The 11,415-nt window shown below is 41.6% G+C and carries 12 protein-coding genes and 1 pseudogene; 5 read left to right on the top strand and 8 right to left on the bottom strand.

What is annotated here, in order from left to right; all coding sequences use genetic code 11:
- The 3 genes and pseudogenes from AN486_RS24405 to plsY form a co-directional block, all read left to right on the top strand.
- A pseudogene (locus tag AN486_RS24405) lies at positions 1 to 249 on the top strand (hypothetical protein); the annotation flags it as partial.
- A 131-nt stretch (positions 250 to 380) separates the two neighbouring features.
- Positions 381 to 1,592, top strand: coding sequence for a DUF3086 domain-containing protein (locus AN486_RS24400; protein ID WP_053538010.1), 1,212 nt, complete (start codon positions 381 to 383; stop codon positions 1,590 to 1,592).
- A gap of 226 nt (positions 1,593 to 1,818) precedes the next feature.
- Positions 1,819 to 2,499 (top strand): glycerol-3-phosphate 1-O-acyltransferase PlsY, encoded by a 681-nt coding sequence (gene plsY / locus AN486_RS24395; RefSeq protein WP_053538011.1) that lies wholly within the window; start codon positions 1,819 to 1,821, stop codon positions 2,497 to 2,499.
- Positions 2,500 to 2,649: 150 nt separating this feature from the next.
- Here the strand turns inward: plsY and AN486_RS24390 are convergent, their stop codons facing one another.
- Positions 2,650 to 3,282, bottom strand: coding sequence for a class I SAM-dependent methyltransferase (locus AN486_RS24390; protein ID WP_290602840.1), 633 nt, complete (start codon positions 3,280 to 3,282; stop codon positions 2,650 to 2,652).
- Between the two features lie 93 nt (positions 3,283 to 3,375).
- Between AN486_RS24390 and hemH the strand changes: the two genes are divergently transcribed.
- Positions 3,376 to 4,542 carry a ferrochelatase gene (hemH, locus tag AN486_RS24385; protein WP_290602839.1) on the top strand — a complete coding sequence of 389 codons (1,167 nt, stop codon included), beginning with the start codon at positions 3,376 to 3,378 and terminating at the stop codon, positions 4,540 to 4,542.
- Positions 4,543 to 4,769: 227 nt separating this feature from the next.
- Here hemH and AN486_RS24380 read toward each other — a convergent pair whose 3' ends face one another.
- The 4 genes from AN486_RS24380 to AN486_RS24365 all read right to left on the bottom strand — a co-directional run bounded on the left by AN486_RS24380 (position 4,770) and on the right by AN486_RS24365 (position 8,574).
- Positions 4,770 to 5,378, bottom strand: a complete 609-nt coding sequence (locus AN486_RS24380; protein ID WP_290602838.1) for an RNA-guided endonuclease TnpB family protein — start codon at positions 5,376 to 5,378, stop codon at positions 4,770 to 4,772.
- Positions 5,379 to 5,409: 31 nt separating this feature from the next.
- Complete coding sequence (gene ltrA / locus AN486_RS24375; RefSeq protein ID WP_053537704.1) at positions 5,410 to 7,197, bottom strand: group II intron reverse transcriptase/maturase; 1,788 nt, start codon at positions 7,195 to 7,197, stop codon at positions 5,410 to 5,412.
- Positions 7,198 to 7,782: 585 nt separating this feature from the next.
- On the bottom strand, positions 7,783 to 8,202 hold the full coding sequence (locus AN486_RS24370; protein WP_234413181.1) for a hypothetical protein: 420 nt from the start codon (positions 8,200 to 8,202) through the stop codon (positions 7,783 to 7,785).
- Positions 8,203 to 8,370: 168 nt separating this feature from the next.
- Positions 8,371 to 8,574, bottom strand: a complete 204-nt coding sequence (locus tag AN486_RS24365; RefSeq protein ID WP_290602837.1) for a helix-turn-helix domain-containing protein — start codon at positions 8,572 to 8,574, stop codon at positions 8,371 to 8,373.
- A 53-nt stretch (positions 8,575 to 8,627) separates the two neighbouring features.
- Between AN486_RS24365 and AN486_RS24360 the strand changes: the two genes are divergently transcribed.
- Positions 8,628 to 8,816: a hypothetical protein gene (locus tag AN486_RS24360; RefSeq protein WP_306459806.1), complete on the top strand. Its 189-nt coding sequence runs from the start codon at positions 8,628 to 8,630 to the stop codon at positions 8,814 to 8,816.
- Positions 8,817 to 8,887: 71 nt separating this feature from the next.
- On the opposite strand, the gene purB is transcribed toward AN486_RS24360, so the two are convergent.
- The 3 genes from purB to AN486_RS24345 all read right to left on the bottom strand — a co-directional run bounded on the left by purB (position 8,888) and on the right by AN486_RS24345 (position 11,325).
- Complete coding sequence (gene purB / locus AN486_RS24355) at positions 8,888 to 10,183, bottom strand: adenylosuccinate lyase (RefSeq protein WP_039203429.1); 1,296 nt, start codon at positions 10,181 to 10,183, stop codon at positions 8,888 to 8,890.
- Between the two features lie 67 nt (positions 10,184 to 10,250).
- Positions 10,251 to 10,907 (bottom strand): hypothetical protein, encoded by a 657-nt coding sequence (locus tag AN486_RS24350; protein ID WP_027402661.1) that lies wholly within the window; start codon positions 10,905 to 10,907, stop codon positions 10,251 to 10,253.
- 223 nt (positions 10,908 to 11,130) lie between these two features.
- Entirely contained in the window at positions 11,131 to 11,325 is a 195-nt protein-coding gene (locus AN486_RS24345) for an NAD(P)H dehydrogenase subunit NdhS (RefSeq protein ID WP_027402660.1), read from the bottom strand.
- Between the last annotated feature and the right edge of the window lie 90 nt (positions 11,326 to 11,415).

Raw genomic sequence — 11,415 nt, 5'->3', positions numbered from 1 at the left:
GATGGCGAAAAGTTCATTTGTGAAAACTGCGGTCATATTGACCATGCTGATACTCAAGCCTCCCGGACAATTTTACGAAGAGCTAATTTAAAATTTGTCAGCAAAGACATTAAAAACCTACCTGCGGACTGCGGGAAAGTTACGCTTGTCAGAGATGATTCTGCCAGTAATGGCAAACAGGATCAGGGCAAGAACCGTACATCTAAGGTAATACCTGAAAAGCGGATATTATTCGAGCAGTTGTCTTGACAATTATTCGATTAAGAATCCCCGCGTCTTTAGACCGGGGAGTGTCAAGCATTGATTAGATTTTGTCTCTAGTTAATTGGATATTTCAAGAAAGATATTTTTTGTATCATGGAAAATTTATATAGTCGTTTATGAACCCAGAAGAATCTCCAACTCCAGAACCCATAAATGAGTGGTTAGAACAAATAGAAGTGCAACCCCCTACAGATGAACTACCAGAAAAACCGTCCACCGATTTACAATTAGAAACTAAAGCATCTGGTGAATTGGCAACGTCAGAAACAACAGAACTAGAAGCAGAAGATTCACTATATATACAAGCGAAACAAAGATTAGCCCAATTACAGCAAAAGTCATCAGACCTTAGTGCAGAAATTGCTCAATTGGAAACTACTTATGCCACCCTGCGGACGCAAATTAGTGTAACTCAAACCGCACTCTCGCAAGTTGTCCAAGAGTCATTATCACAGTTAGAACAACGCAAACAAGCCTTACAAATTTCTGTCGAACAACTTGAACGTCGTCAAGAACGAATTCGTAATGAAATGCGGACAACCTTTGCAGGGACATCTCAAGATATAGCAATTCGGGTACAAGGTTTTAAAGACTATCTCACAGGTAGTTTACAGGATTTGGCATCAGCAGCAGAACAAATGCAACTGGTAAAACCTGCACAAGAACGGGAAAAGCCAGCGCCGAAAGAAGCTAAAGCTGTGCAAGAACAAATGGCTAACGCCACGCTATCGCTATCGGAAATGCCACAACTTGGTCAACAGCAGTTTCAGGATACCACTAAAAAAATCCGGCGCTTACTTGACCAATACCGCAACCAGCCAGACTATTATGGACAGCCCTGGCAATTACGCCGCACCTTTGAACCAATTCATGCAGAAAAAATCTCAAATTGGTTATTTACCTTAGGTGGACGGGGTGCTTTACGGACAATGGGTAGCCGCTTACAGAATATTTTAATTGCTTCATCGGCAATTTCGATATTACATCAATTATATGGCGATGCCTCCGGCGAGCGAAGCTATCGCGTGCGAACCCTAATTTTAGCAAACACTCCAGAACGTTTAGGTGAATGGCGACGCGGTTTACAAGATTGTTTAGGTATCGGTCGTTCCGATTTTGGACCCGACAGAGGAGTGGTATTATTTGAAGCACCGACAGCTTTAGCCCAAAAAGCCGAGAGATTAGTTAAAGCCAATCAAATGCCTTTAATTATCATTGATGATTCTGAGGAACAAATTAGTTTAACATTACTACAATTCCCTCTCTGGTTAGCTTTTGCCCCTGACCCAAAAACCATGAAAGATCGGGATTTTAACGATGATTTTTAATTAGTCATTGGTGATTGGTGATTGGTGATTGGTGATTGGTGATTGGTGATTGGTCATTGGTCATTGGTGATTGGTGATTGGTCATTGGTCATTGGTGATTGGTGATTGGTCATTGGTAAAACAACTGACAACTAACAACTAACAACTGACAACTGACAACTGACAACTGACAACTGACAACTGACAACTAACAACTAACAACTGACAACTGACAACTGACAAATTTATGTTTCTTTGGTTAAGTTTGTGTGGAGTGGTGGTTTTATTAGCTTACCTATTGGGTTCTTTCCCCACTGGATATCTAGCAGGTAAGCTATTAAAAGGAATTGATATTCGGGAAGTTGGTTCTGGTTCAACAGGTGCAACTAATGTTTTGAGAACTTTGGGTAAAGTCCCAGGGGCATTTGTGTTATTAATTGATGCTTTAAAAGGAGTATTAGCCATAAATTTAGGTTATGCCTTATTTAACATTGCTTATAGTCAAAACTTAATTCCACCAACTGTAAATCCCGGAATTTGGCAACCTTATTTAGTCACATTAGCTGGTTTAGCCGCCCTTTTAGGACATAGTAAATCAGTCTTTCTCGGCTTTACTGGTGGTAAATCTGTAGCTAGTGGTGTGGGAATTTTACTAGCTATAAATTGGCAAATTGGATTATCAACATTAGGAGTATTTGCAGTAGTCATTGCCATTTCTAGAATTGTATCTTTAAGTTCCATTTGTGGAGCGATCGCAGTTTCTATTTTAATGGTAATTTTCCACCAACCTTTAGCCTACATTCTTCTTGGTTTGACTGGCGGTTTATATGTAATTATCCGTCACCGCAGTAATATTGAGCGATTAATTGCGGGTACAGAACCAAAAATTGGTCAAAAGGTAGAAACACAAACAGAACAAATTACTTAGAACTTTTTGTTGGTTCGTTATTCGGGGCAACCACAGGGGGTTTGCCCCTACCTAATGGTATCAACTTAAGCTCAAATCCCTACCACACCTCGTTCCTAGTCTCTGACTGGGCGCAGGGACTGACTGGGCGCAGGCCCTGCGCCCCTACTCCTATTCAACAATTTTTCTGGACTGAATTACCTGCAAACTTCCACCAGCATATAAACTAGGTTTACCCACATCAAAACCATAATCTCCTAACAAACTAGGTAAATCTGTTTTCAACAATTCCCAAGCCGTCTGGGTTTCAAACAACCAGAAAAATATCGCCAACCCCGGCCAAAATATCGGATTTGTTGGGGGGTGAAAATCCACCAAAGTGAAAACTCCTCCCGGTTTTAATACCCGATAAACCTCTTGAATGATTTTTCGGAGTTGTTCTGGCTGCATTTCGTGTAAAGCTGCGCTAGTATGTACCACATCAAACAAATTATCTGCAAAAGGCATATCCTCAGCAAATGCTTTTATATAAGTGGCATTTGGCACATTTTTCTGGCATCGTTTTATAGACAATGGAGAAGCATCCAAACCGGTGACGTTTTCCGAAAAATTTACTAAAAATCTGGTTACTTGACCACTACCACAACATAAATCTAAAATCTGAGTATCTGATTGTAGGTTTAAATTTTGTAAAGCCAGTTGACGAAACCGGGGTTCACCACCCACAGTCACAGCCGCTAACCGAGAGATGCCATCATATAGCCATTGGTATCTATAACTTAAATCTCTAAAAATTGTTGCCATTGTATTTTTCCTGCCGATAAAGCTTTATATTTAATAAAGATATATTGTTAACATTAGTGAAAAATCTGTAAGGATTGGGGGAAAGTAACTGCTATGGGTCGTATAGGGGTATTATTACTTAATCTTGGTGGTCCTGATAAACTAGACGATGTAGGACCTTTTTTGTATAATCTGTTTTCAGATCCCGAAATTATCCGTTTACCGTTTCGCTGGATGCAAAAACCTCTGGCTTGGTTTATTGCTACACGCCGAGAAAAAACATCTCAAGAAAATTATAAGCAAATTGGCGGCGGTTCTCCCTTACGACGGATTACAGAAGAACAAGGAGAAGCTATCAAGGCGAAGTTAGGTGAATTAGGACAAGAAGCTAATATCTATGTGGGAATGCGTTATTGGCATCCTTATACAGAGGAAGCGATCGCCCAACTTACCCAAGATCACATTGATAAGTTAGTAATTCTCCCACTTTATCCCCAATTTTCCATCAGCACCAGCGGTTCTAGTTTCCGGTTATTAGAACAACTATGGAAAGAAAACCCCAAACTCCAAAGTCTTGAATATACAGTCATTGCCTCTTGGTACAAAGAACCAGGTTATCTACAAGCAATGGCAGAACTCATACTTGGCGAAATTGATAAATTTTCACATCCTGATGACGTGCATATCTTTTTTAGCGCACATGGTGTGCCTAAAAGTTATGTAGAGGAAGCAGGAGATCCCTACCAAGTAGAAATTGAGGAATGCACAACCTTAATTATGCAAACTCTCAATCGTCCCAATCCCCACACCCTCGCCTATCAAAGTCGTGTTGGTCCGGTAGAATGGCTACAACCCTACACAGAAGATGCACTAAACGAACTCGGTGTTAAAGGTGTGAAAGATTTGGTAGTTGTCCCCATTAGTTTTGTTTCTGAACACATCGAAACACTACAAGAAATTGATATTGAATATAGAGAAATAGCTGAACAAGCAGGAATACACAACTTCGGACGAGTTCCTGCCCCCAACACCAATCCAGTTTTTATCAGAGCTTTATGCGACCTGATAATTGATGTCCTGCAACAACCTAATCTCAAACTCTCTCAAGTTACCCAAATGAAAAAAAGGGTGAAAATGTATCCCCAAGAACGGTGGGAATGGGGAATCACTACCAGCGCAGAAGTTTGGAATGGTCGGATAGCCATGCTAGGTTTTATTGGGTTAATTATTGAATTAATCACTGGTAAAGGCTTACTGCACGTTATCGGACTTTTACATTAGTTGTGGTGATTGGTAATGAATGGGTCATGGGTCATGGGTAATAATTATTTCCGTTCTATAAAACTTACCCAAAATTACCAAAGTCTAGACACATCTGGACAGCGATAATTTTGGTGTTTACTTTCTGCTTCATCGTGGTCTTAGAATGACTTCTAAGAGGTTTTTCCACTCGACAGACAATCTCGGTAGAACTTACCGTTTCTGACCGTAGTTCCTAAAAGGAACCGCTACGCTACAGGGATAAAAATATCCGCAAACCATCGGTCAATGTTCCGCGCTGCATTTAAGTCCCTATCGGCTTTATAGCCACAATCAGGACAAACATAAACGCGGTTTTTTAATGGCATTTTATGACGATGATTCCCACAGTTAGAGCATATTTGAGAACTAGGGAAGAACCTATCCACAAGGATTAATTCACTCCCGAACTTCTCGGTTTTATACTCTAACTGTCGTTTGAACTCATACATCCCACAATCGGCGATAGCACCCGCTAATTTGTGGTTCTTCAAAAATGCCTTAACGTGCAAATCCTCTATCTTTATCACGCTGTGGTTTTTAGCTAGATAGTAGGTTAATTTGTGTATGGAATCCTTGCGAATATTAGAAACTTTGGCGTGTAATTTAGCCAATTTTCTTACAGCTTTCTTGCGATTATTAGACCCCTTCACCTTTCGGCTAACGCTACGCTGTAAGCGTTTCATGCGTTTACTCATGCGGCGGTAGGCTTTAGGATTCTCGAATACTTCACCATTACTGCAAACGGCTAACTCAGTAAACTCAACGAGGTTGTCGCCAACCCCGTTGGTCTTCAAAACCGTGCTTGAGACTTTCACCTCACACGGCTCCTCAATGATTTGGTGCTTGTCACGCATACCTCATTACCCATTTGTCCGCGACTTTTTCAAGTTTTCTGGTGGGCTTAGGCTCGGCACTATTACAGCCAGATTTTATGCCAGGATTGCCATCATTGGCTGTCTTTATGTCGTGGCAATGTCTGTGTAAAAGTTGAAGATTTTTATACTCATCCTTACCACCTTTCGATATCGGGATGATATGGTCAACTTCCATCACATCGTCTTCACGGAAAAACATTCCACAGTGGGTACATTTCCCTTTTTGCTTTTTCAGGAGTTTTGATACTCTGGTTGGCATTTCTAGGTTATTACCCATTCTTGAACTCCAGTAAACCAGATTTCCGTCGTATGGTGACGATTCGCCTTTGACTTTCACATGACGCACTATTGGTGTGTCGGCATGGTTTATTAACCGAAGTGGGGTTAAACCTTCCTTCCTGGTTGCGAATACCCAGTTATCACCGTCTATGGATTGCCAATACCTTTTTGACACCCATTCCCCGTTCTTTTTGGGGTGGCGGCGTTTTGCCCAAGAGCTTAACTTTTGGTACGTGAGGTCATCTATATCTGAGAAAGCAACCTTACTTACCGCAGTCGCGTAGTAGTTAGCCCATCCCCTAATAATTGGGTTTAAACGGCTAATTAGCGCCGCCTGCGGTGCTGCCTTGTGAGCCTCGATAACCCTAGCGATTTGTTCGTAATGTACCTTTTGCTTCTGCTTGCTTGGGGTGATGATTGTCTTAAATCCCTGCTTTGAGTGATACTTTCCTTGTGGAAATTGTTGTATCGTAAAACCGAGGAAGTCAAACCCTGGTTTTTCTTGCTCGTACTGTGTGAGAGTATGGGCGAGTCTCGTCTTACTGGGATTTAATTCTAAACCCATGCCTTTTAACCATTCAGAGATAATCTCTTTACATCTTTGGACAACGGTTAGGTTTTCGTGGAGAATCACGAAATCATCGGCGTATCGGATTAAACTTAGGCTTCTACGGTTATCCCGTTTACCATGACTACTTCGGGTAGGCAAGGTTTCTGCATACTGTTTAATCCGTTCTTCCATCCCGTGGAGGGCAATATTTGCCAATAATGGAGAAATAACACCTCCCTGTGGCGTACCCTCGGATGTTGGAAACATTTGCTTACCGTCCATCACTCCCGCTTTTAACCATGCCCGGATTTGTCGGCGGATGGTGGGGAATGTATTTAATTTTATTAGCAGTGCTTCCTGGTCGATGCGGTCGAAACACTTTGCAATATCTGCGTCTAGTACGTATTTAGGCTTGAGCCTAATTGCACTAAATATTGCCTCTACCGCATCTTGGCATGAACGTCCGGCTCTGAACCCGTATGAGTTAGGTTCAAATCGCGCTTCCCATTCTGGCTCTAGTGCCAGTTTGACTAACGCTTGCAAGGCGCGGTCTTTCATTGTAGGTATGCCCAAAGGTCGCTTCTCTTCCGTTCCAGGCTTAGGAATCCATACCCGCCTGGTTGGGCTGACTATTGAACCCAAGTTTAAGTTACCAGTAAGTTCTAAACGTTGCTTTGGAGTCAGCGAATTAACACCGTCTACCCCTGCCGTCTTTTTCCCCTGGTTATCCTGGGTAACTCTACGAACCGCTAAAGCTCTTGCTGACCATGACCTCATCAGCGTCTTTTGGAGTCTGCGATATGCTTTCACATCACCACGGACAGAGGCTTGATAAATTCTCTTTTGGAGCTTATACACGCTACGCTCTAGCTTGCGCCAGTTAATAGAGTGCCATTCCACCATCAGTTGTTGAGACTGTGTATTAGACATATATACTCACTACTAGGGACTTTATCATCCAAATCACCGTAAATCTGTCAGCATATTCTGGGCATTACCCCAGACATTCGCTTCTGACTTAATCTCTCCTACTCGCTGCATACGGTTAGCACCTACTCAGGGATTCGACCACCTGAGAGCATACGAGAGGTTATCTCGTTCCGAATGACCATACTATGTACCTTTAGAGTGATGCTGTTCGCCGGGTTTATAGGAAGTGCTTGTTGGTCAAATCAAATCTTGCCAACTCCTTATCCTGTGCCTTTTGGCTCCAGCGCATTAAGCCTTATTTCGCTGGTTCATCGTAACGACGATTCAATCGCATCTTCAAGCCTGGGCTTTACTCATGGGTACTTTGCTCGATGCTTACCGACTTAGGCTATCAGTAATAACACCTTTTCTCCTCGCTTCAGGCGTTGATAGCTAGTCTCAAACCTGGGGGTGATGCTTTCACCGTTGCACCTACGGGGTAAGATTTGAGGGTTCTAGGATACTGGCTCTCACCTACATGGTCATTCAGTTGTCAAGGTTCATTACCTTGCGGCTAATCCCCCTAATCCTTTACAGGATTGGTTTCTAGCCAACGATTCGCACTTTGATTCCAATGTCAACGCCGATGGTCGGTCTATCTGCAAGTATGGGAGGTTTTTCAATCTCGTACTTGACAGAAATAAACCATTTATCAGCTTGTCGGGAAATTACACAGTTATGAGTTGCGGTAATTGGTAAAGGTATGGCTAATCGTACCCAACCGATTGACGGTAATTTAATTCTTTTACCATCGTTTTTAATTAACGGTTTCGCCTTAGTCCCTGACTCTAAATAAAAAGAATCGTGCTGTCCTTTTTTCTTGAATCGGGGTTGTTTCGATGTCTTTCTGAAGCATCGGTCCCATGCTTGGCGTAAGTCAGTTAACGCCTTTTGTGGGACATTTTTGTTAACTTCGTAATACCAAGCGTGTTCAGATTTAACCTCGGCGACTAACTTTTTATGCAAGTCAATCGCTGATGGTCAGAGGGAACAGGGAACGGGCAACAGGGAACAGGAAAAACTCATGTTTAAAAACATGAGATTGAAATAATGACACTGTTTTTTTCGTGCTACGCATCTTTTAAAAACATCCTTTTTTTGACTGAGCTTTAAACTTGTGCAAATGAGTGTTTCTTATTTGCTCCCAGTTAAGAGTTCCCTGTTCCCTGTTCCCTTCTTTTGTAATTTAAGTTTTTCGCCTTCTTTGCGAGTAGCTAAAATATCTATAACTTGAGCATTTGCCCAGTTATAGGCGTGTCTAGCGACTCCAGAAGCCTTGCGAAAAGCTGTAATCTGTCGGTTATTTGGAATTAGTGCAGTTTTGAATGATAAAAGCATTGATTCGACCTTTCAATGTTATATTATAGTAAGTATACCAACGATTAAGGTTAATGTCAATGAGATTTGAGAAAAATAATAAACTTGGTGCTAAAAAAATCCTCAAAGCTGAGTTAGACGCTCAACCAATTTGTTTTAAAGGTCGGAAAGGGCAAAGGGAGAAAATTAAAACCGTCCCTGACTGGCCGCAACGGTTAAGGGATTTTGTTGATCAACTTATTGAAGACTTAGACAAACAGTAAGATAAGGATAGTTATGGGTAGAAATTATCTAGCTGTTTCTACCCCCAATCACCAATTCCCCAATTCCAGTTCTAAATACCCAATCGTTGATAAACCTGTTCTAAATGCTTGAGATGATGTTGTGGATCAAAACAGGCTTCTATCTCTGCGGGGGATAAGTTTTGAGTGACGCGAGGATCTGTGCTGATTAAATCACGGAAGTTGCCTTCTGGTTTGTTCCAGGCAGTATGGGCGCTTTCTTGGACTATAGTATAGGCTGCTTCTCGATTTAGTCCTTTATCTATTAAGGTTAATAATACCCTTTGACTAAAGACGACTCCACCATAACAGTTAAGATTTCGTGCCATATTTTCGGGATAAACCAACAGGTTATTTACCAGTTGGGTGATTTCATGCAGCATAAAATGAGTCAAAATGCAAGCATCTGGTAAAACTACCCGTTCTACAGAACTGTGGGAAATATCCCGTTCGTGCCACAAAGCGACGTTTTCTAATACTGCTCCTGCATGACTTCTCACCAATCGTGCCATCCCTGTTAATCGTTCCGAACGGATGGGATTACGCTTGTGAGGCATAGCACTAGAGCCTTTTTGCCCTTTGGCGAAAAATTCTTCAACTTCTAAAACGTCTGTTTTTTGCAGGTTACGAATTTCTACAGCAAAACGTTCTATGGATGCAGCCAGTAATGCTAACTGTTGCACAAAGTCTGCATGAATATCACGGGAAATTACCTGAGTAGAGGCAATATCGGGTTTAAGTCCGAGTTTTGCACAAGCGATCGCTTCTACACGGGGTTCAATGTTGGCGTAAGTCCCCACTGCACCTGATATTTTACCGACAGCGATCGTTTTTTTGAGAATTTGCAACCGTTCTTGGTGTCGCAACACTTCCGCTAACCAACCAGCTAACTTAAAACCAAAGGTAATAGGTTCAGCGTGAATACCATGCGATCGCCCAATCATTACCGTATTGCGATGTGCAGTAGCTTTTTTACGAATAGCATCAATGACATCTTCTAGGCGTTTTAACAACAGATCCAGACTAGCAACTAATTGTAGCGATAAAGCAGTATCCAAAACATCAGAACTAGTTAAACCCAAGTGAATATAGCGTCCTGCATCACCTACATATTCATTAACATTTGTCAAGAAAGCAATCACATCATGACGAACTTCTGCCTCAATTTCTAGCACCCGTTTGGGGTCAAAATTCGCCTTAGCCTTAATTTCCTCTACTGCTGCTGCTGGAATATAACCCAGTTCTGCCTGTGCTTCGCAAACCGCGATCTCTACATCTAGCCAGGTTTTCAGCTTATAGGTTTCACTCCACAAATCGCCCATTTCGGGCAAGGTATAACGCTCAATCACATTCACAGCATCTAATACAACTGTCATATTTTACATTAGACATCTCCAAAATAGTAATACTCTATGGTTAAGGGTGAATTTGGCTCAAGATAAACCGCAACCGATCATAATCATCTTTGAGTAACATACTCAGATGTCTTCCAGCTTTAATCAACCATTCTCGATCAGTTTTTCGTAACTGGTATACTCCTCGAATAGCGGCGGCAGCTAAAGAATCTACAGGCGCACCACTAATAAAAATTAATGTTCGTAAAAAATCTAGTTCTTCCGTAAACTGAATAATTTCTTCTGCCTGACAATGATTAACAGCCTGGTGGATTTGTGGTGGACGGGGTGGTAAGTATTGATATACCCTGCCGTTATTACCTATATTTATAGACTTTTCCTTAAATCCCACAATCGCCGCTCGAAATTCAGTTTTGAGCATAGAAAATATCTGGGGTTGTTCCTCGCGCAAAGCTTCTAAAGATAATCCCAAAGCAACTGCCCGATGTACAGAATCAATAGGCATAGTTGTGGCATGATAAACTACAGCATAAACTTGATTACCAGATTCTTCGTCCACAGCGCAAACCCAACTCCCAAAAGGTGGCATTGGTGGAAAACTCAAGTCTTCTGGTTCTAAACACTGAGCCAAAAATTCCGTACTTGTCGTTTCAATTATCTCTGCAAAGTGATGAGAATGGCGATTTTCAATAGCAAACTGTGGTAAAGGTAGACGCATAAGCAGTTAAGGAACAGGGAACAGGGAACAGGGAACAGGGAACAGGGAACAGGGAACAGGGAACAGGGAGCAGGGAACAGGGAACAGGGAACAGCAAAATCATTTGTGTAATTAATTCTGTCGCATTACTTATAGGAATTGCAGAATTTTTTTAAAATTGCCATTAGTCAATAGTCTTAGTAAATAACTAATAACCACTGACTAATGACTAAAGACTAAATTACTATTTCCCTTTTTTCGGAACTGTAGTTTCAACAGGTTCTAATTCTGTTAAGCGGAAAGTAATTATTTTATCCCAATTACCACCTTCAAATAATACAGCTACTTTACCATCACTCACTCGTTGGACAAGTCCTTCAGACCGATAATATGTATCTGCGGGATTTTTGACGCGAACAGTTGCTCCAGGCAGGATCATCTTATTTACCTTCAATAGTTTCCTATTAATAGCTTAATGCTTATTAGGGAACAGGGAACAGGGAACAGGGAACAGGGGGCAGGGGGAGTG

It is taken from the genome of Anabaena sp. AL93 (assembly GCF_001672085.1).
GTDB classification, from domain to species: domain Bacteria; phylum Cyanobacteriota; class Cyanobacteriia; order Cyanobacteriales; family Nostocaceae; genus Dolichospermum; species Dolichospermum heterosporum.
Note: the sequence above shows the minus strand (reverse complement) of the source record. Positions and strands in the feature narration are given on the sequence as shown.